Here is a 21853-nt window from a genome sequence, read left to right on the forward strand (position 1 = left end):
CGCTAATTTGAGATAAATATATGTCATTAGAAACCTGGCTTCTGTTCTGTTCCGCCTCCCTGTTGGTGATCCTGATTCCAGGGCCGTTGTCATTACTGATGGTAACTAACAGTCTTAATCATGGCATTGTTCGCAGCAGTCCAGCATTTCTGGGGGGGGTTAGCGCATCACTGATTCTGCTTATTGCTTCTGCAACCGGCCTTGGCGCTCTGCTACTGGCATCGGAGCAAATCTTTAGCCTGATTCGCTATTGTGGTGCTGTCTATCTGATCTGGCTGGGCTACCAGGCCTGGATGGAAGCCAGAAACAAAGTATCAACAAACAAAACGGAACAACCTGTCAGCCCGACTTTCAGGAGCATGTTCTCCCGGGCTTTTTTACTGGGCATCAGTAACCCAAAAGACATACTGTTCTTTATCGCTTTTCTGCCTCAGTTTATCGACCCGCAAAGCTCACTGATCTCTCAGTTAATTGTCATGTCTGCCAGTTGGTGTGTACTGGATCTGTTCTGCAAACTGACCTATGGCAGTTCTGCCCGCCTACTGGCGCCGGCATTGCAAAAACAACGAAACATGCAGCGCTTTAATCGCCTTAGCGCCGGCCTCTTTGTCAGCGCCGGCACCGCGGTATTTTTACGCTAGCTTTCAGTTACAAAAAAGCCGCTGGGTTTCCCCAACGGCTAATATAAAATTTTAGGCTAATGCCCGAAGCTGTTATCAGAAGAAAGAATTAACTGCCCCTGTATGTAGAGTAACTGTAAGGCGAAATCAGCAACGGCACATGATAATGTTCAGCCTCATCAGCAATACCAAAACGCAATACCACTTCATCTAAAAAAGCAGGCTCGGGCAGCTCAACGCCCCGTCGACGATAATAATCACCGACACTAAATATCAATTCGTACACACCTTTTATAAAGCCTTCGCCCTCAAGTACCGGCTGATCACAACGGCCATCATTATTAGTGGTTGCGTGATTAATTAGCTCGCGGCTACCCTCATTACCAATACGGTACAGTGCTACCGGAATTTCACTACCTGGGCAGCCATGAGCTGAATCCAGTACATGCGTAGTCAGATAACCCATAGATCCTTAATCCTCTCTTATTTTCAGATAACTACACTATAGAACAACCAACACCAACAAAACAACAAAATCACAAGTAATTGTATACATAATACATTGCACAATTTGAAATCGATTATAGAAACCTGCTTAAACCCTTGAATAACGGCGTGTAAGAATAATTAGAGCCCGTAAAAAAGCCGATTCCTGACTCCTGAGACAATTTATTAATTGATATTATTAGCGATTATTGTATACAATTAATGAATACCAGTTTAGATTGATAACTAAACTAATGTCATTCAGCATCTTTGAGGAGTCGACCCGTGAGCAATGAATATCCACGCGACCTGATCGGATACGGCAACAACCCACCCCACCCCCGCTGGCCTGGTCAGGCCCGTATAGCTATATCCTTCGTACTGAATTATGAAGAGGGTGGTGAGCGCTGCATCTTACATGGCGATAATGAATCCGAAGCGTTTCTGTCAGAGATGCCCGGCGCCCAGGCGCTTCCCGGTGTACGTAACATGAGCATGGAATCATGTTACGAATATGGCAGCCGGGCGGGTGTATGGCGTTTACTAAAACTTTTCAGTAAATATGATATCCCGCTAACAATCTTTGCCGTAGCAATGGCGGTAGAACGCCACCCTGACGTTGCCCGTGCAATGAAGGAAGCCGGCCACGAGATCTGTAGCCACGGCTACCGCTGGATCGACTATCAATACACCAATGAAGTAGAAGAACGAGATCACCTGAATCGCGCTATAGAGATCATCACCCGGGTTACCGGCGAACGTCCTCAGGGTTGGTATACCGGTCGAAATAGCCCTAACACCCGCAATCTGGTGATGGAAGAAGGCGGCTTCATGTATGACTCCGATGCCTACGACGATGACCTGCCCTACTGGGTCGACAATAAAGGTAAAGGGCATCTGGTCATCCCATATACCCTGGATACCAATGATATGCGTTTTGCCACACAACAAGGTTTCAACAGTGGCGAACAGTTCTACCAGTATCTTAAAGACAGTTTCGACACCCTGTATGAAGAAGGTGCAGATGCACCGAAGATGTTATCCATCGGTATGCACTGTCGTCTGCTGGGACGTCCCGCTCGTATCGCCGCGCTGGAACGCTTTATTCGTTACGTTAAAAGCCATGATCAGGTCTGGTTTAGTCGCCGTATCGACATCGCTAAGCATTGGCACGAAAACCATCCTTACAACCCGGAGACCGCATAATGAGCAAGGCTTACTTTCAAAGCTGCACCCCAAGCCAGATGAGCCGTGAAAAGTTTGTCAGCAACTTCGGTGATATCTATGAGCATTCAGCCTGGGTTGCCGAACAAGCCTATGACCTGGGTATCGATAGCAGCCACAACGAGATCGACCGCCTACAGCAACGTATGGCTAATATTCTGCTGCAAGCAGACAAACAGGCCCAACTGGACCTGATAAATGCCCACCCGGATCTTGCCGGTAAAGCGGCGGTAGCCGGAGAACTGACAGAGTCATCTACCTCCGAGCAGGCGGGCGCAGGTATCAGCGATTGCACCTCAGAAGAGTTCGCCCGCTTTACCGAACTGAACGATGCCTATAAAGCTAAATTCAAATTCCCCTTCATCATGGCTGTCAAAGGCAGTAACCGTCATCTGATACTGGCGGCATTTGAAGACCGTATTCATAACAGTCCGGAACAAGAATTTGCCTGCGCACTGCAGGAGATTAATAAAATTGCCCGGTTCCGTCTGGAAATCATGTAACCCATCAGCTAGGTGAGAAAACAATAATGAGCACAACAACATTTCTAAAACATATCAACCTGGCCGATGCCCGTCTTGGAAGTAAGGCGATCTATGTAACTGACGACTGGTTTGCTGCAGTTGATCGCATGCTACAACCGCAAGCTCCGGTATGGAAAGAAGGCGTCTTCGACGATAACGGCAAATGGATGGACGGATGGGAATCCCGCCGCAAGCGTTTCGAAGGCTATGACTTCACTGTCATTAAGCTGGGTGTACCAGGTGTTATCAAAGGCGTGGATATCGATACCTCTTTCTTTACCGGTAACTTCCCGCCATCCGCATCACTGGAAGCATGCTTCTGCCCTGAAGGTGACCCGACTGATACGGCCGAGTGGACCGAACTGCTGAGTGCTGTCAGCCTGAAAGGAGATAGCCAGCACCTGCATGCCATTAATGACGACCGACCATGGACCCATATCCGTTTTAATATTTTCCCGGATGGCGGTGTCGCTCGTCTGAAAGTTTACGGTATCCCTTATCTGGACTGGTCAGAGATTGGCAACGATCAGGAGATCGACCTTGTAGCATCATTGAGCGGCGGTCGAGCCCTCGCTTGTAGCGATGAACACTTCGGTACCATGAGCAACATCCTGAATCCGGGCCGCGGCATCAACATGGGAGATGGCTGGGAAACAGCCCGCCGCCGCACCCCGGGTAACGACTGGGTTATTGTCGCTTTGGGTCATCCCGGTGAGATTAGCCGAATTGTGGTCGACACCCTGCACTTTAAAGGTAACTACCCTGACAGCTGCTCTATTCAGGCGGCCTATGTTAAGGGCGGTACCGATGAGCAGATCGAAACACAAAGTCTGTTCTGGAAAGAGCTACTACCCGCACAAAAGCTGGAAATGCATCAGGAGCATGAGTTTGCCGAGCAGATTAATAACATCGGTCCGATTACCCATGTCCGTCTGAACATTTTCCCTGATGGTGGCGTGAGCCGTTTACGTTTGTTCGGCAACATCTCAAACAAGAAAACCGACTGAGGTGGCTCTGATGACTGAACTAACCAGGCAGATTCTTCGGCCAGAACCCCTGACCGCAGAAGCATTTGCCCCTTATGGCGATGTGATAGAAACCGGTGATCGTGATTTTTTCATGATCAATAACGGTTCTACTAAGCGTTTTCATCGTTTGGGCGAAGTCATATTAGGAAAACCAGATGACCGGGCAATTATCAGTATTTTTCGTGCGCAGGGGCTAACAATACCACTGCGTATCAAACTGCTGGAACGCCATCCTTTTGGTAGCCAGGCATTTATTCCAATGAAACAAAACCCGTTTCTGCTACTGGTAGCAGAACCGGGAGATGTCCCGGATCAGACAGCTATTCGCGCCTTTATTACTGACGGGACTCAGGGGGTGAACTATCACCCAGGCGTCTGGCACCACCCGGTACTGAGCTGTGTTGCTGAAGACGACTTTCTGGTCGTAGACCGGGAAGGCGAAGGCAATAATTGTGATGAGCATTACTTCGCTGACACAACCGAGATTTACCTTGAGGCGGCAGAATAATTATGCCCTGAGCTCATCGGGCAAAGAAATAACACCGAATTAGAACTTATAAAAATAATAGCGTTGACCTTTTGCTGACTATATAAGGTCAAATATCTATGAGGAGTAAACAATGGATCCGCATATTACTGAATGGTTGAACCTCGCGGTTCGCTGGGCCCATATGATCGCAGGCATCGCCTGGATCGGCGCGTCCTTTTATTTTAACTGGCTGGAAAACCATCTGGACCGGAGTAAGCCCCGCGAAGGCCTGTCCGGCGACTTGTGGGCGATCCACGGTGGTGGCATCTACCATCTGGAGAAATACAAACTGGCACCGCCGAAAATGCCCGAAACATTGCATTGGTTTAAGTGGGAAGCTTACGCGACCTTTCTGACCGGTTTCTTCCTGTTAGCCGTTGTTTACTACCTCAATGCGCAACTGTATCTGGTTGCACCAGGCTCGGACATGAGCTCTGGCGTAGCTATCGCTATCAGTATTGGTAGCCTGATTGCCGCCTGGTTTATTTACACCACGCTGTGTGACTCTGCACTGGGTAAAAAGCCAGCGCTACTGGCTGCGATACTGTTCGTTCTGCTGATCGTCGCAGCCTGGGGCTTCTCTCAGGTATACAGCGGCCGTGGCGCCTTTATCCATGTCGGCGCAATCATCGGCACTATCATGGTGGGTAACGTATTCCGCGTCATTATGCCGGCCCAGCGCGCACTTGTCGGTGCGATCGAAGCAGGCAAAGAGCCAGATCCGGCATTGCCAGCCAAAGGCTTGCTGCGTTCACGCCATAACAACTACTTCACTCTGCCAGTGCTGTTCATTATGATCAGCAACCACTTCCCGAGTACTTATGGTCACGAATACAACTGGGCCGTACTGGCAGCACTGGGGGTACTGAGCGTATTAGCACGCCATTACTTCAATACCCGTCATCAGTCCCAGAAATACGCCTGGACTCTGCCAGCAACAGCCTTCGGCATGATCGCCCTGGCCTTTGTCGTAGCACCGCAGAAAACGTTGCAGAGCGAAACTCAGCAGGTCAGCTTTGAGCAGGTTGAGCAGGTGATCAGTGAACGCTGTACGGTTTGCCATTCTGCAACCCCGAGTTACGCAGGTTTCAGTACCGCTCCGGCCGGCATTATTCTGGACAAGCCTGAACAGATGAAAACACTGTCACCTCAGATTCACGCACAATCGATTGCCACTCAGGCAATGCCACTGGGAAACATCACTCAGATGACTCAACAGGAGCGGGATATCGTAGCTACCTGGATCTCCAAAGGTGCACCGATACACTGATCTGACGTTTTAACAACAGTATTTCACGCTATACAAAGCCCTGTTTAAAATAACTTTTAAGCAGGGCTTTTTTATTACGTGAGCAAACTGTAGCGACTGTTCTATTTACGCCATAGCCTTATATAACAAGTCACTCAGGCCTGAATTCATCTTGAGTAAACGCCATACCGGGTGCTACCATATTTCGGAAGATGACTTGTAAGTCAGAAAGCTCTGAATCAGAGAGCCCAGCCAGCAACCTAAGTCCGCCAATCCGGGAGCAGAACAACTCAATGGCCAGAATCAGGGAACGTAACCGGGAGCTGATCATTCAGGCTGCCAGTAAAACATTTGCCGAACAAGGTTACGCTGCGACGAAGACAGTCGATATTGCCAAACTTGCCGGCCTGCCTAAAGCCAATGTTTACTACTACTTCAAGACCAAAGAGAACCTATACCGTAGCGTGCTCGAAAGCGTCATTGAGCCTCTGTTGCACGCCGCCACACCCTTTTATGAAAATGATGATCCGGTCACCGCACTGGAACAGTACATTCGCGCCAAGATCCGCATTTCCCAACAGTATCCTTACGCATCGAAGGTATTCGCCAGTGAGATCATGCACGGCGCCCCGCATCTGCCCGAAGATATTGCAGCGCAGATGATGGAACAGACGCAACAGAGCAGCGCTAAAATTGAATCATGGATCGAACGTGGCCTGATGGACAAAGTCGATTCCCACCACCTGCTCTTCACTATCTGGGCATCCACCCAGACCTATGCCGATTTCGACTGGCAGATCTCCCGGGTCACCGGCAAGGAAAAGATGGAACAGGACGATTATGATGCCGCCGCCGAACTGATTGTTCAGCTGGTACTGAAAGGCTGTAACGTTCGCGCACCAAGGCCCGCATAATTTTTTTATTTGGCTAATGAATCATTTAGGCTATCTCTGCTCCATGCCAAAAGCGGAAGTTCCTTTTAGTATTTAGCCGTTATGGAGTCTATCCTTCCTAGTGTGAGCTTAGTTTAAAAGGAGAGGCTCGTGAATATAGATCATGCGGTAATTTGGGTAAAGAAAGCCGAACGCTCTCTAGAATTTTATGTAAATACTCTAGGATTTGAACCGGTTCGAGAAAAAGAGTTTTCAGAGGGTAAAGCACGCTTTCCTAGCGTACGCATTAATGAGAAAACTATTTTTGACATAATGGAGCATGACAAATTACTGCCGCTTGTTCAGAATTTTACAGGAGCCGGTGAAGGCATTGGTGGGTTTCCTATAAATCATATATGCCTGTCAATGAGCCATAAAGAATACGATTCTATCATTGCTCGGCTTGAAACTCGTGGTGTTAAACTTACACCAGGTGGGGAGGATGTTTTCGGGGCTCAGGGTCAAGCTGTACGCTCAACCTATTTTAATGACCCAGACGGCAATGTTCTTGAAATACGTTTTTACGACTATTGAAAATACAATTACCAGGTGAATACACAGTCGGAATCGGTCTAACAGACCGTTCAATCTTATAGTCCGGTCTGTGCCAAAGGGCTACATCAGGGTGCAATAAATCGTGCATCACTTTAACCACACATTGCCAAAACCGAAGATTCATTAGAATAATAGGGTTAACTCATAGTGGTACAAAGTGAAACCGCCTTCTCTATGGGTTCAGTCTGTTCTGACTCTCCCGATTCTATAGCCCATCTCTAACATTCGTAATTTTCACTGATGAATCATTGCTGATGAATAGTATTGGAAAAAATGATAATTGCGTCTAAAGCTGAACTATATTCAGTAAATACCTTTTCTGCCCCACTCTTTTATCGCTAATGAAATAAACGCCCGCCCCTTCAGGCTATCCTCAAAATGGGGACTCTAGGATTAAAAAACTATCTGCCTGTACTAATCTGTAATTCATAGTGGGAAACACCGCCCACTGAATAAACTGGATGAAAACTAAAGGGAGATTAGTGTTCATGGCACGGTTTTCATGGAACAAGTTACTAGCTGTGATATTTTCAGTGATTATTACAGCACTGCATAGCTCAATGGCTTATGCTGCTGAAGATTATATCCGCATCAACACTTACATTGATCAGCACCCAGAACAAAACAGTATTATGGGTAAGTTTGCTGAGATAGTTCGCGCACCTGCAACCCCCATCACAAAGTCACTCAAGCGCCCGACTCGCATCGCGATTATCTACCCAGGCCTGCAAACGTCAGACTACTGGCGCAGGAGCCAGAATTCTTTCGAACACCGAATGCGAAACACCCGGACACCTTATGAATTAAAATCATTTTTCTCCCGACCTTCCGTTGATTCAGCTCTTCAAAGCCAGCAGTTATCTGAAGCGTTGGCCTGGCAACCGGATTACCTTGTTTTCACCCTGGACACCGCACCTCAAAGCAGAATGATCGAGCGAATATTGGCGCGGGGAACACCAAAACTGATCTTGCAAAATATCACGACACCACTGCTGCGCTGGCAAACTCATCCCCCTTTTCTGTATGTCGGCTTCGACCATGCTCAAGGTACCAGACTAATGGCAGAGTGGATGTTAAATAAGATTGATCATAAGGGTAAGTATCTGATGCTCTACTTCTCTCCCGGTTATGTCAGTCAGATGCGCGGGGACACCTTCGCTAATGAAGCAGCAAAACACCCCGACATTACACAAGTTGCCGCATATTATACCCAAGGGAACCGCGACAAAGCTTATCAGGCCACTCTGCGTACATTGCAACAACACCCTGATCTGAAAATGATTTTTGCCAACTCAACGGATGTCGCGCTTGGTGCACTGCAGGCTTTAAGGGAGACAAACCGACTTGATGTGTTACTCAATGGATGGGGTGGGGGTGAAGCAGAACTGATCGAACTTCAGCAGAAGGGACTGGATGTTACTGTAATGCGTATCAATGACGATAATGGCATCGCCATGGCTGAAGCGATTAAGCTGGACCAGCAAAGCCAATCAGAACACATTCCACACATATTTTCGGGTGATATAAAACTGCTAACCAAGGATCAATTACAGGCTGATATAAACCAGTTAAAACGGCAAGCATTCCGGCTCAGCAACATACCGCTGGAGGCTAACCAGTGAAAACAACGCGCTTCTCAACGGTTATTCTATCTCTGGTACTCGCCTTACTGACCATTGCCTCAACAATACTTCTGATCCCGGCTTTCAATGGTGCAGAAGAAGCACTTCAGCATGAGATCAAGCTTGCCTATGAGCGCGATCAACGTGCCCTTAACAGCCTGATAAAGGCTCAATTTAAGAATATCGAACAGATCAGTCAGGAGTTAAGCAACACCTATGAAGTGCACCAGGGGTTAAATAAAAACGATCCTGACAACATTTCTCAAGTTGTACAAAAGCTACTCTCCGATGTGAGCGGCCAACACATCGATGCTATTGTTGTGGAGGATATCGACGGCTCCAGCATTGTTACCACCAATGCCAGCATGTTAAACCTGAAACTTCCTCTGGCGAAGCTCAGCAAAAACTACAGCCCCCTCTCAACCTGGACAAGCACACAGACCGAATTTGAAGGTAGGCGATTTAATTTATTACGCCTGACTTTACCAGTCGTCGATGAACAATTCGGACAAGTGATCGGTAAATTACATACCTATGTATTGTTAAATAATAACTATTGGATCATTAATCAGTTTCAGGAGCTCTTCGGTTCTCTGGCTATATCACTGAGCAACAGTGAAGATATCCTCGATAGTATGGAAAGCCAGCCAGGACAGTTACAACGGTTGCGTTCACCCATCTCGATGGAATCTGGCGTACTCACCACCGAAAATAATATTTTAAGGGAACATTACCTGCACATAGGCAGCAGCAATGTGTATGCAGTACGTTCGCTCCTACCCAACCGAGCATCCTTAGCTCTGCAAGACGCTTATACGGACAACCTTTACTTCGCCACCACGTTGGTTGTAATGCTGAGTATCGCAACCATGCTGATCCTCCGTTATCTGATCACAAGTTCATTACATCAATTAACCAGTTATGCTGAACATATCCCGGAGAGCGGAGCGCCACCGCCCTATATAGGTGGACGTTTTAATGAATTTATCCGAGTCGGCCACGCAATCGAAAAGATGCTACTGCGTATCCGTGAGCATGATAAACAACTATCCAGTATTGTTGATAACTCGCCAGACCTCATATTTATAAAAGATACAGAGCATAGATATCACCTGGTCAGTAAACAGATGGCCAAGTTAGTAAATCTAAATCCTGAGCAGATGGTCGGCGGCCTGGATTCAGACTTCTGGAACAGTGAGCAGATTGCAAAAGTGAGGCAATGGGATCAACAGATTTTAAGCAATTTACTCCCGGTTCAATATGAGATCCCGATTAATACAGAAAAAGGCTCCCGCACTTTTTTGGTCAGTAAATTCCCTATTCTTGATGATCATGACCAGCCTTATGCTATAGGTGGTATCGCGACAGATATCACCAAAGAGAAAGAGTCTGAGGCACTGATCTGGCGTCAGGCAAATTTTGATGCTCTGACTGGATTACCTAATCGACGAATGTTCCTCGATCGTGTCGAGCAGGACATTGAAAAAGCCCAGAATCCAGACCTATTGAGTGCTGTTTTATATATTAATCTCGATCACTTTAAGGAAATTAATGACAGTAAAGGCCGTGATACAGGAGACCTGCTGATCAAAGGTTCAGCCAAACGAATACAGCACTGTATGTTAAATTCAAGCTCAGTAGCACGCATAGGAGGAGATGAATTTGCTGTATTTCTTAACAACCTGAAACATATAAACAGTGTTGAAGAAATAACGAAGAATTTATTATCGGAAATGGCTAAACCCTTTAAGCAGGGTAAGGAAGAAATTTACCTTTCCAGCAGTATTGGTGTCGCCTTCTATCCGGGCGATGCAAATACTGCAGAGACATTGATTCAATGTGCTAATCAAGCCATGTATACAGCCAAGGAGCAAGGCCGCAACCGTAGAAATTACTTTACACCAGCAATGCAAGATTCTGTTCAGAATAAAATAGCTCTGGCCAACGACTTACGCACCGCGCTTGCCGACAATCAACTGACTGTATTCTACCAACCAATAGTGAGCCTGATTGATAATTCAGTTCATAAAGCAGAAGCACTGCTTCGCTGGCAACATCCATCCCGAGGCTTCATCAGCCCGGCTGTGTTTATTCCTGTCGCAGAAGAAAACGGGTTAATCATTGATATTGGTAACTGGGTATTCAGGCAAGCAGCATGGCAAGTGAAATCATGGCGCGAATCATTCCAGAGCGATTTTCAGATCAGCGTAAATAAGTCACCCGCCCAGTTCCGCTATGAAGGTAACTGCATGTATGAGTGGTTTGATTTTCTTCACCAACAAGGTCTGCCGGGCAATGCGATAGTAGTAGAAATGACCGAAGGATTACTGATGGATAGCAATCCGATTATTTCCAGCAAACTATTTTTACTCAGTGACGCCGGTATGGAGGTGGCGCTGGACGATTTCGGAACAGGCTATTCGTCATTAGCCTACCTAAAAAAATTCGATATCGACTATCTAAAGATTGATCAGTCTTTCGTTAAGAACCTTGAGAATGATGCTGACGGAGCAGCGCTGTGTGAGTCCATCATAATGATGGCGCACAAGCTGGGAATACAAGTCATCGCTGAAGGGGTTGAAACAACCCAACAGTATGATTTGTTGAGAGCCTGGGGCTGTGATTACGCTCAGGGCTTTCTGTTTTCTAAGCCGATACCGGCAGGCGAGTTTGAAACCTGGGTTACTGAAAGAACAGTAGAAGTTTCTCCCCTATCGATTTAAGACCTGAGGGATAGAATAACCGCAATCTACTATCTGTTTGATTGCTTCGCCTATAAGTTCTGAATGAAATATTTTCCACTCACAAAGCTTTCCTCCTATGAAAAAGAATCGTCGAAAAGCATCTCATAGACAGGGCGATTTAAGCAGTACTAGTTATTGCGGCTAATAATACGCTGTAACAGCTTTCCAACATCACCAAAATCAAGAGACTGGGTGACAAGTTGATCATCAACCGGTTTTACTTCATCACCATTTATCTCAGCGACCTTAAACGAAAACACATAAGAGGGTTCAATCCCGATTCGCAGATCTGAAACAACCAGATCATTATTACGGGTACTTTCTACTTTTAAAAAACCCTTACTAAACCACTGTAAACGGCCTACAGGCCAATGATCCTGAATGCCGCTTAGTAACTCCGGCTGATTAGGGTACTGCTTAAATTCAATCAGGCGATCAGGGTCTAACAGGGAATAAAAGCCTTCCTGATAGCCATTATCCTGCATCACCACGACTCGCCATAATAAAGTATTAAATGGCCCGGCAGTCACCAGCACCTCACCCTGTTGATGGTTATTCGCCAGATTTTCTTCAGTGATATGGGTAACATAGGATTGCGCAGAAAGCCCCCAGATTAAGTACAAACTACTGACGATCAGGCCTAACCGATTGCTACGCTGCCCCCATGCTGCATGCCTTGAGCTTAACGCCAACGCAACACCGATCAGTAATGGCAATGTATATAAAGGATCAATAATGAAAACGCTGCCAAAGCCTATGGGCTCCATCGGCAATGGCCAGAACAGCTGGGTACCGTAAACAGTAAAGCTATCGAGAATCGGATGAGTCACCAGCACCAGCCAAACCAGTAACATCCACTGCTTTTGAAGTCCGGAATACTGGCCATGCATACGATTAATCAGCCAGGCGATAACGGGTGAAAGCAGCGTTAAAACAATCAGTGAATGGCTGAAGCTCCGGTGATAAGTAAAATCAGCAACCGCGCCACCCATCGACAGAAACACATCCAGATCCGGCAACGTTGCACAAACGCCGCCCCAAACAGCCGCACGATAACCCACTTTATTGCCAAGTACAGCCTGACCTAAAGCAGCACCTAAGGCTATTTGCGTAACTGAATCCATGCTGTTTACCAATAAACCTATTAACGCCGAAATGGAGTTCAGAAAGACCCGATGAAAAGTCTCCCTAACAGAGAAACCATACTAGGCAGCCAGCAGGTGGATTTCAAACAGCTTTACAAAACGTAACACTTCGCTGATGCAGATATAAACATCTGGACGCTGAAAGAAGTAGAACTAGTGGTTATCAAACAGCCTATAAACCGGGCTTTAGGCGAGAATTTAACTTACCAGACAAGATCAAAATCCGGTTATTTGATCGTTCATGCTTTATCAGACAGGCATTAGCCTGTCTGATTTGTATTAATTTCAGACCGGCCCTGCATCAGCCACCAGACCGGCAGCCTGCACACCGCTGATCGCACAGAGTTCATCGATATCTGAAGTATCACCACTGATACCCACAGCACCGACGACTTCATTTAAATCATTTCGAATAAGCACCCCACCCGGTACCGGTACAAGGTTGCCCTGCGCCAGCGTATTCAACGCTGAAATAAAAGCTGGGCGATTCTCTGCATCCTGCCCCAGACAGCGGGATGATTTACCTAGTGCAACAGCCCCCCAGGCCTTTGCTATGGCTATATCAGGGCGCATCATGCTTGCACCATCCTGGCGTTGCAAAGAGATCAGCTTGCCACCGTTATCCAGGATAGCAATGGTTAAGGGCGAAGTGCTTAATTCCTGACTTTTATTAAAAGCGGCACGGGTAATCGTGATGGACTTATCAAGATCCAGTCTGCTCATTGTATTTACTCCCATAATTTAAAAATCATAAAAAATATCTGCAATAGCTATCACCGAATGCAATATACAAAACAGCCTCAATCCTTAAGCCAGTCATTCTTAAATTAGCCATTAATGCCTACCAAAGTACAACCACCATAAAAAATTGTATACAAATTGAATTTTCATATTGTGGTTCATTTTTTAATCACTCACTATAAAAAGTCTATCAAATAGACATTTCATACTATGAAAACCAATAAATTGACTTTCAAGTCAACTTTTAGTCAAATACATAATCAAATTGTTGTATACAATAATCAAGAGCCTGCTATTTGTGACCCCTTGATACGGCTCTTTGCAAAATAAAAAAGATTATCTGGCAATGGCGCGAACGACCGAACAATAACCCCCTGATCCATCACCCCCCGCCCTTTCGCCCGAATAATCAAGGATAAGACCGATGAGTAATTACCAAAGCGCCAATGGCAAAGGAAGCACCAGTAGAAAAGAAAGTACTAACAGAACAGGAAGTAGCAGTAAAAAAGTTAAGATAATTGCCACACTGGGCCCCGCTATACAATCTGCAGCACAGGTCCGGGCACTGGTGGAAAGTGGAGCAAACCTGTTTCGACTCAACTTCAGCCATGGTGAACACCAGGACCACGCTGAACGCCTGAATTGGATTCGCAGTGTGGAAAGAGAACTGAATACTCCGATCGGCGTCCTAATGGATCTGCAAGGCCCTAAACTACGGCTCGGCACTTTTACCGAAGGCCCTGTTATTCTCAATAATAACCAGACATTTACTCTGGACCTTGATCCCACACCGGGTAACAACCAACGGGTAAATTTACCTCACCCGGAGATAATCCAGGCGCTGGAAAAAAACATGGATCTGCTGATAGATGACGGCAAGGTTCTGTTACGGGTGATTGAGAAAAACAGCGATCAGATTATTACCCGGGTTATCGTGGGTGGCGAAGTGTCGGACCGTAAAGGTGTTAACGTGCCGGAGGCGATACTCAACCTGAGCCCACTGACCGACAAGGATCGCAAAGACCTGAAGTTCGGTCTCGAGATCGGCGTTGACTGGGTGGCACTATCTTTTGTGCAGCGCCCTGAAGATATTGAAGAAGCCCGCGACCTGATTAAAGGCCGCGCCTTTTTAATGGCTAAAATTGAAAAGCCTTCGGCGGTCGAACATCTGGACGAAATTGTGGAACTCAGCGACGCCATCATGGTAGCCCGGGGTGACCTTGGCGTAGAGCTGCCCGCCGAAACGATACCTGCAACCCAGAAACGAATTATTCAGACTTGTCGTCACAATGGCCGTCCTGTCGTGGTAGCAACCCAGATGCTTGAATCGATGCGATTTTCCCCAGCTCCGACAAGAGCAGAAGTAACCGATGTTGCCCATGCTGTATATGAAGGTGCCGATGCGGTTATGTTATCCGCCGAAACAGCCTCTGGAGACTTTCCGGTCGAGGCGGTCGATATGATGAGCAAAATCATCCGCAATATTGAATCTGATCCCGGTTACCACGCCCAGTTGGATATCAACCGCCCGCAGCCTAATGCAACGGCAGAAGACGCAATTAGCTGTGCGATACGTCGGGTCAGCGCAATTCTGCCGGTTTCTACTTTGGTAAACTTTACTAATACCGGATCAACCGCGCTACGAGCCGCGAGGGAAAGACCTAAAGCCCCCATTCTCAGTCTTACCCCGAACCTTGCAACCGCCCGTAAGTTAACACTGGCCTGGGGCATATCCTCGGTGGTTAATGCCGAGTTCACTCAAACGGTAGAGATAACCCCGACAGCGCTTCAGGAAGCTAAACGTCAGGGTATGGCGGGTATCGGCGATACGGTAGTCATCACCGCTGGTATGCCCTTTGGTAAACCCGGTAGCACAAATATGATGCGAATTGAGGTGGTCACTTAAGCCTCAGGTTTTGCAAACCAGTTGACTCCCCTCGAAGAGGGTTTAAGAGGCACTAAGCGGGTTTTACGTTTCCTAAACAAACGTGCGCTTAGCTGTCTCTTTTTTTATGCCCGGCATTTCAGGCATACTTCTATTTCATTACAACGATGACAGTTTCAGGCCACTACAATTATGACTACCGTTTTTTTTGATCTGGACGGCACACTCCTAAACACTCAGGCAGGTATCGCTGAATCTATCCGGATCGCACTCAGTCAGCTGGGCCGTACTTCTGTCTCTGATGCTGAGCTACAGGCCTGCTTTGGTCCGCCGATTCGAGAAAGCTTTGCACGGTTATTAAGTAGCCATGAACCGGAGCTCATCGCCCGGGCAGTAACGCTGTTCCGACAACACTATATCAGCGAAGGGATCTACAATTATCAGATCTACCCGGGTATTAAAGAGCTACTACTGGAGATTGCATCCCGCGTCGAACATCAACGCACCAGTATGCGGGTATTAACGGTTAAACCACAGTTTCAGGCTGAGAAATTACTTGCTCATTCAGAACTGAATCATTTTTTTGACAGCGTTCACGGTAGTGATGATTGCGGAAAAAACAGCCATAAGCCTGACTACCTTGGTGCTATTCTGAAACAGCAACCTGCCTTACAAAATCACTGTTGGATGATAGGCGACAGAGCCAGTGATATTGCAGCAGCAAAGGCTAACCAGGCTGCTTCTGTAGCAGTGTATTGGGGTTATGGCGATATTAACGAGCTGACCGATGCCAACAGCGATCATGTTATTTCAGAGCCTGCTGAGCTGCTTAAACTTCTATATCCGGCGTAAACCGGTCTGTCTATGCAAGCCAGGTATTCCGACCTCCTCAAAGGAAACAGTCTGCAGTCATCTCATGATACTTTGCATTTTCAGAGAAACGACTGATCAGATCCCTCGCTTCCGGCAATGGATTGGTTGAGGTTTCACCCGCATACAGTTCTGACAAAGATTGATACACTGCCTGAACCGCTTCTTCATATGCAGCATGACCGGCAAACTGAATTCTTACCTGCTGTTCTGCCAGCTGTCTTTTTGAACCCAGTTGAGTCTCACCGTAGCTGATCAGCATAATTGGCAGATCAGTAGATCCGGACAGCTCTACCAGTTTTTCCCGCTCCGTCAGACCAAAAATGCAAATTCCGTCCACCCCTAATCTGCTGTACGCCTTCACCCTTTCAAGCATCTGCTCCAGAGGTTGTTGTGCATGGGTCCGGGCAAAAATAGACAGAGCCGGATCCCGGCGTGCCTGCAATGCGGCATTCAGTTTGCTACAGCCCTCTTCAACACTGCTCAGGTTCATTTCAGGTTGTTTATAAAGCTTGGGGATAATCGTATCTTCAATGGTTACCATCGCAGCGCCGGCGTGCTCAAGCTCCTCAACCGTACGCATAACATTAAGTGAGTTACCATAGCCACTGTCGCCATCCACGATAACCGGCAGATCCGATGCCTGACATACCCTTTTGGCCTGGGCAGCCAACTCATTCAACGTCAGCAGATAGATATCAGGCATACCCAGCGCCATCAGCGATGCCACTGATCCGCCAAGAATTCCGGCCTGGAAGCCTATCTCTTCGGCCATCCTTGAAGAAAGCGGATCAAACACTGATGCACAGGTTATGCATTGCTCTCTGTCGAGCAGGTCACGCATTCGTTGTCGGGAAATAGTCGTCATATCTGGCCTCTACTCAGCATCGCTTAAGCTAGCGATTGCGGAAGGATTTAATTGATGCAGCTTTAAATAAGGGGGAACGCCCCCTCCCCTTCCCTATACGAGGAGGAGAGAGCGCTTTTGTCGCCAGATTCTGGCCGTGAGCAGAATCCATGACATATGCCAGTTACATATGCCCGGCAACAGGAAGACGCACTATCGGGTGACTGCGATTTGGGGACCTGGCTACCGGCATAGAATATGCCGGCAGTAGGGAAAAGCAGCCAATGCATCTATTTACAGAGAGATCTGTTTAGCCAGACCTTTCTGTTGCGCAAGCTCCGCAGCAGCCGAAGCCACTGCCAGATCCTGCAGACCAACACCGGTGCCGTCGAACAAGGTTATTTCCTGTTCATTACGGCGACCGGGGTGAGTACCGTTAATCACTTCACCCACCGAGGTAATATCACTATCACTGATGAGGCCAGAAGCAATCGCATGCTGTGCTTCACCGATTGAGACAGACTGCGCTACCTCATCGGTAAAGACTGACGCTGCAGCCAGCAGTTGTGGGTCAACCTCCTGCTTACCCGCAGTATCTGTACCCATGCAGGCAATGTGAGTACCCGGTTTGATCCAGTCTTTCATCAACAAAGGTTCGAACGCGGAGGTAATAGTGATAATAACGTCCGCTTCTGCGCCCAGCTGTTCGCGATCCACCGCTTCAAATGGCAGACCCAGTTCTTCGCATACCGCAGCCAAACGAGGCAGGTATTCCGGGTGAGGATTCCAGGCAATGACTTTTTCAAAATCACGTTGCTCAACCGCAGCACGCAGCTGGAAAGTAGACTGATGACCAGCCCCTACCATACCTAGTACTTTGGCATCTTTGCGCGCCAGATGGGCAATTGAAACGGCAGATGCTGCCGCTGTACGTACAGCAGTCAGGTAGTTACCACCCACCAGTGCTTTCAGCTGACCGGTATCCGGATCAAACAGAATCACCGTAGACTGATGGTTAGTCAGGTTCTTATCGACGTTACCCGGCCAGTAACCACCGGACTTAACCCCCAGTACCATCCCGGCACGATCGAAACCGGACTTGAAACCGTACAAAGCATCGGCATGTCCGATCGCTTCTCGCACCACCGGAAAGTTATACGCATTATCACGCGCCATCGCTGCAAATACATTTTCAACCGCCGTAAATGCTTCGGGGCGCCCAATAATCTCTTCACAGATCGCTTCAGATACAATTGCGACACCCTGCTCTGATGCATTGGCACTATCAGCTCCATCCATTTTGAGTTGTTCACAAGCAGCAACCATAGATTTACTCCTATAGGTTGTTCTGGCGATCCCACAGTGATTAAGCAGGGAATCGCCTGAATATAAAAAATTTAGAACGCCTTACCGCGGGCAGATACCGGCCATAAAGTTTCTACCTTGCCGTTACGTACGCCCACGTAATAGTCGTGTACGTTACAGGTTGGATCACAGTGACCCGGTACCAACTTCAGTTTTTCATTCACTTTCAAAGCACCATTCGGGTCGGTAATAACGCCGTGCTCATCGGAGCACTTGATATACTCAACATCATCACGACCGAAGATATATGGCAGGCCGCTGTCGACAGACTGCGCCTTAAGGCCAGCATCACAGATCGCTTTGTCTGCTTTGGTGTGGCTCATCACGGTAGTCAGGATGAACAACGAGTTTTCAAACTCGGAGATCCGCTCGCCATTCTCATCATGGATAGTCTGGTAATCAGCATCCATAAAGGCATATGAACCGCACTGCAGTTCGTTAAATACACCCGAGTTACCTTCGAAATAATAAGAACCAGTACCGCCACCGCCAACGATGTCACACTCCAGCCCTTCTGCCTTTAACAGCTCAATTGAACGGGCTACCATCTCAACGGCGATCTCGATCTTCTCTTTACGCTCGTTATAGTTTTGCAAGTGCTGCATAGCCCCCTGATACGCCTGAATACCGGCGAATTTAAGGCCCGGCGCAGCTTCAATTGCCAACGCGATATCAACAACGGGCTGCCCCGCCTGAACACCACAGCGACCAGCACCGCAATCGATCTCAACCAGACATTCGATCTGCGTATCATGCTTCTGTACCGCAGCAGACAGCTCCGCTACGTTTTCAATGTCGTCTACGCAGCAGATAGTACGAGCACCCAGTTTTGGCATACGTGCCAGACGATCAATTTTGGCAGGCTCACGTACCTGATTTGAAACCAGTACGTCTTTAATACCGCCACGGGCGAATACTTCAGCCTCAGATACCTTCTGGCAGCATACACCGCAGCTATCGCCTAACTCTTCCTGCAGCAATGCAATATCAACAGACTTATGCATCTTGCCGTGAACCCGATGACGTACGCCCATCTCTTTAGCGTACTGGCCCATAGTGCGGATGTTCTTTTCCAGGGCGTCCAGATCAACTACCAGACAAGGAGTCTGGATATCAGCCTCATCCATACCCGGTATCGCCGGTACGTCATAGCCTACTTCCAGGTTTTGCAGATCATTCTGTGCATTCATTATTGTTCTCCTGTAAAAATTCTTAATCAGTGATGCTTCTCGCCTATCAGCTCAACCACGGAAGTTTGTCGAGATCTACGTTGCCGCCGGTGATAATTACGCCGACCCGCTTACCTTTAAATACTTCTGGATTCTTCAGAATGGTGGCCAGCGGTACTGCACTGCTCGGTTCCATAACGATCTTCATGCGCTTCCAGATGAGTTTCATGGCATCGACAATCTCCTCTTCGGTCGCTGTAAAGATGTCGGTGACATGGTTGCTGACAAAGTGCCAGGTCAGGTCTTTAAGAGGTACTTTCAGGCCATCGGCGACGGTTTCGGGCGCATCATCGGCGATAATATGACCAGCACGAAAAGAACGTGCTGCATCATCAGCATTAAGGGGTTCTGCCGCATAGATCTTCACTTGTGGTGCAATATTTGAGATGGTCAGACAGGTGCCTGAAATCATCCCGCCACCGCCGATAGGGGCGATAACCGCATCCAGATTTTCCACCTGATCCAGTAACTCTTTTGAGCAGGTCGCCTGCCCCGCGATAACCCGGGGATCGTTATAGGGATGCACAAAATCAGCGCCGGATTCAGCAACTACTTCAGCAAAAACAGCTTCACGGGAACTGGTGGACGGCTCACATTCCACGATAGTGCCGCCGTAACCATTGACGGCATCTTTCTTCGCCTGTGGTGCGGTACGGGGCATAACCACCGTGACCGGAATACCTCGCTGACCCGCCGCATAAGACAGAGACAGCGCATGATTGCCAGACGAATGTGTCGCTACCCCAATGGCAGCTTCTTCTTCAGTCAGGCCAAACACAGCATTGGATGCGCCACGTACTTTAAAAGCCCCGGCTTTCTGCAGGTTCTCGCACTTAAAGAACAGCTCAGCCCCGGTCAGCTCATTCAGGAAACGCGAGGTCAGCACCGGCGTTTCATGGATATAAGGTTTGATCCGTTCATGGGCGATCAGCACATCATCGTAGGTCGGGATCGTAATTTTTTGTTCAGTTGCATCAGTCATCAGACACCTCACAAATTGATAATTAGCTAAACCTCAGGCCGTCGCTTTGCTAGCCGTTTTGCGGAAATACTCCTGCGCGGCGGCAACACCGGAACCCAGTTTGATCGGATAATTCAGGTCAGCCATCGCCATCTCAATAGTCGCTAAACCCGACAGCACCATTACATCGGTCAAAGAACCCAGGTGACCAATACGGAACGCTTTACCGTTCATCTCACCCAGGCCAATACCGAAAGATACGCCGTAGGCATTAAAGGCGTGCTCGGTCAGCTGGTTACTATCGAAACCTTCAGGTACATAGATCGCACTAACCGTATCGGAGTACAGTTCCGGTGAGTTGGCGCACAACTTCAGCCCCCAGGCGTCAACCGCTTTACGAACACCTTCTGCCAGACGGTTATGACGGGCATAAACATTCTCCAGACCTTCCTCGAACAACATCTCCAGGCTGGCTTTCATACCGTGAATCAACTGCAACGGCGGGGTATAAGGGAAACCACCACTGCTGTTAGCTGCCATCATGTCGCGAAAATCAAAGAAGGTACGTGGCAACTGTGCGGTTTCCATCGCAGCTAACGCTTTCTGACTGGCTGCCAGAATGGCCATTCCGGTCGTTAACATGAAGCCCTTCTGGGAACCTGAAATGGCGATATCAACGCCCCAGGCATCCATCTCAAATGGCATAGAAGCTAATGAGCTTACGCAATCAACAAACAACATCGCCGGGTGACTGGCTGCATTCATCGCCCCACGAACTGCCGCAATATCACTCTTTACGCCGGTCGCTGTTTCGTTATGGGTTACCAATACCGCTTTAATCTCGTTATCAGTATCTGCACGCAGCGCGTCTTCAAACAGTTCCGCCGGTGCACCGCTACCCCATGAACATTCGATTATTTCTACATTCAGATTGTGGCGCTGACAAAGGTCGATCCAACGGTGGGAGAACATGCCATAACGGGCGATCAGTACTTTGTCACCCGGTGACAGCGTATTGCAGATCGCAGCTTCCCAGCCGCCGGTACCGGTTGACGGAAAAGTAATGACCTCACCAGTCTCAGTGCCGAACACTTTCTTGCAGTCGCGCAGTACCGGGGCGAACGCTTCAACAAAATCCGGCGCACGGTGATCACGGGTCTGCATGTGCATCGCATTAAGTAACCGATCAGGGATATTGGTCGGGCCAGGAATAAAAACAGGATTCTGATCTGTCATGGTGATTAACTCTTATGTCTAGAAAATGGTTTTGCCGAATGGTTTGTCACAACGGTCTGCT

Annotated in this window: 20 protein-coding genes; 12 read left to right on the plus strand and 8 right to left on the minus strand. The window is 48.0% G+C overall.

The genetic code is table 11. From position 1 onward, the window contains the following. The first annotated feature begins 20 nt into the window (after window positions 1–20). Window positions 21–641: a LysE family translocator gene (locus EHS89_RS03720; RefSeq protein ID WP_124924746.1), complete on the plus strand. Its 621-nt coding sequence runs from the start codon at window positions 21–23 to the stop codon at window positions 639–641. Between the two features lie 88 nt (window positions 642–729). On the opposite strand, the gene uraH is transcribed toward EHS89_RS03720, so the two are convergent. Next, window positions 730–1086 carry a hydroxyisourate hydrolase gene (uraH, locus tag EHS89_RS03725; RefSeq protein ID WP_124924747.1) on the minus strand — a complete coding sequence of 119 codons (357 nt, stop codon included), beginning with the start codon at window positions 1084–1086 and terminating at the stop codon, window positions 730–732. Between the two features lie 305 nt (window positions 1087–1391). Here uraH and puuE point away from each other — a divergent pair, with 305 nt between their 5' ends. From puuE to EHS89_RS03770, 9 genes are all read left to right on the plus strand, one after another. Continuing rightward, window positions 1392–2312: an allantoinase PuuE gene (puuE, locus tag EHS89_RS03730; protein ID WP_124924748.1), complete on the plus strand. Its 921-nt coding sequence runs from the start codon at window positions 1392–1394 to the stop codon at window positions 2310–2312. Continuing rightward, window positions 2312–2833: a 2-oxo-4-hydroxy-4-carboxy-5-ureidoimidazoline decarboxylase gene (gene uraD / locus EHS89_RS03735; RefSeq protein WP_124924749.1), complete on the plus strand. Its 522-nt coding sequence runs from the start codon at window positions 2312–2314 to the stop codon at window positions 2831–2833. The genes puuE and uraD overlap by 1 nt, the downstream gene beginning before the upstream one ends. A 26-nt stretch (window positions 2834–2859) precedes the next feature. Then, window positions 2860–3861 (plus strand): allantoicase, encoded by a 1002-nt coding sequence (gene alc, locus EHS89_RS03740; RefSeq protein ID WP_124924750.1) that lies wholly within the window; start codon window positions 2860–2862, stop codon window positions 3859–3861. A 10-nt stretch (window positions 3862–3871) separates the two neighbouring features. Beyond that, on the plus strand, window positions 3872–4390 hold the full coding sequence (locus tag EHS89_RS03745; protein WP_124924751.1) for an ureidoglycolate lyase: 519 nt from the start codon (window positions 3872–3874) through the stop codon (window positions 4388–4390). A 112-nt stretch (window positions 4391–4502) separates the two neighbouring features. Further along, entirely contained in the window at window positions 4503–5681 is a 1179-nt protein-coding gene (locus tag EHS89_RS03750; RefSeq protein WP_124924752.1) for a urate hydroxylase PuuD, read from the plus strand. A 272-nt stretch (window positions 5682–5953) separates the two neighbouring features. Then, window positions 5954–6574 (plus strand): TetR/AcrR family transcriptional regulator, encoded by a 621-nt coding sequence (locus tag EHS89_RS03755; protein WP_124924753.1) that lies wholly within the window; start codon window positions 5954–5956, stop codon window positions 6572–6574. A gap of 129 nt (window positions 6575–6703) precedes the next feature. Next, complete coding sequence (locus EHS89_RS03760; RefSeq protein WP_124924754.1) at window positions 6704–7126, plus strand: VOC family protein; 423 nt, start codon at window positions 6704–6706, stop codon at window positions 7124–7126. Between the two features lie 509 nt (window positions 7127–7635). Further along, complete coding sequence (locus EHS89_RS03765) at window positions 7636–8769, plus strand: substrate-binding domain-containing protein (protein ID WP_170167400.1); 1134 nt, start codon at window positions 7636–7638, stop codon at window positions 8767–8769. Beyond that, window positions 8766–11492, plus strand: a complete 2727-nt coding sequence (locus EHS89_RS03770; RefSeq protein WP_124924756.1) for an EAL domain-containing protein — start codon at window positions 8766–8768, stop codon at window positions 11490–11492. Before EHS89_RS03765 ends, EHS89_RS03770 begins: the two co-directional genes overlap by 4 nt. Window positions 11493–11641: 149 nt before the next feature. Here the strand turns inward: EHS89_RS03770 and EHS89_RS03775 are convergent, their stop codons facing one another. After that, on the minus strand, window positions 11642–12637 hold the full coding sequence (locus EHS89_RS03775) for a metal-dependent hydrolase (protein ID WP_124924757.1): 996 nt from the start codon (window positions 12635–12637) through the stop codon (window positions 11642–11644). 306 nt (window positions 12638–12943) lie between these two features. Beyond that, complete coding sequence (locus EHS89_RS03780; RefSeq protein ID WP_124924758.1) at window positions 12944–13381, minus strand: GlcG/HbpS family heme-binding protein; 438 nt, start codon at window positions 13379–13381, stop codon at window positions 12944–12946. Between the two features lie 442 nt (window positions 13382–13823). Between EHS89_RS03780 and pyk the strand changes: the two genes are divergently transcribed. Together pyk and EHS89_RS03790 are read left to right on the plus strand one after the other, a co-directional pair. After that, window positions 13824–15305 carry a pyruvate kinase gene (gene pyk / locus EHS89_RS03785; protein ID WP_124924759.1) on the plus strand — a complete coding sequence of 494 codons (1482 nt, stop codon included), beginning with the start codon at window positions 13824–13826 and terminating at the stop codon, window positions 15303–15305. A 171-nt stretch (window positions 15306–15476) separates the two neighbouring features. Beyond that, window positions 15477–16136 (plus strand): HAD hydrolase-like protein, encoded by a 660-nt coding sequence (locus EHS89_RS03790; RefSeq protein WP_124924760.1) that lies wholly within the window; start codon window positions 15477–15479, stop codon window positions 16134–16136. 37 nt (window positions 16137–16173) lie between these two features. Here EHS89_RS03790 and EHS89_RS03795 read toward each other — a convergent pair whose 3' ends face one another. The 5 genes from EHS89_RS03795 to bhcA form a co-directional block, all read right to left on the minus strand. Then, on the minus strand, window positions 16174–17022 hold the full coding sequence (locus tag EHS89_RS03795) for an isocitrate lyase/PEP mutase family protein (RefSeq protein ID WP_124924761.1): 849 nt from the start codon (window positions 17020–17022) through the stop codon (window positions 16174–16176). Window positions 17023–17295: 273 nt separating this feature from the next. After that, complete coding sequence (gene bhcD / locus EHS89_RS03800; RefSeq protein WP_211340278.1) at window positions 17296–18327, minus strand: iminosuccinate reductase BhcD; 1032 nt, start codon at window positions 18325–18327, stop codon at window positions 17296–17298. Window positions 18328–18398: 71 nt separating this feature from the next. Next, complete coding sequence (gene bhcC / locus EHS89_RS03805; protein ID WP_124924762.1) at window positions 18399–19556, minus strand: 3-hydroxy-D-aspartate aldolase BhcC; 1158 nt, start codon at window positions 19554–19556, stop codon at window positions 18399–18401. 46 nt (window positions 19557–19602) lie between these two features. Next, window positions 19603–20577, minus strand: a complete 975-nt coding sequence (bhcB, locus tag EHS89_RS03810; RefSeq protein ID WP_124924763.1) for a beta-hydroxyaspartate dehydratase BhcB — start codon at window positions 20575–20577, stop codon at window positions 19603–19605. A gap of 33 nt (window positions 20578–20610) precedes the next feature. Beyond that, complete coding sequence (bhcA, locus tag EHS89_RS03815; protein ID WP_124924764.1) at window positions 20611–21792, minus strand: L-aspartate--glyoxylate aminotransferase BhcA; 1182 nt, start codon at window positions 21790–21792, stop codon at window positions 20611–20613. Between the last annotated feature and the right edge of the window lie 61 nt (window positions 21793–21853).

The organism is Amphritea balenae (assembly GCF_003858655.1).
Lineage (GTDB): Bacteria > Pseudomonadota > Gammaproteobacteria > Pseudomonadales > Balneatricaceae > Amphritea > Amphritea balenae.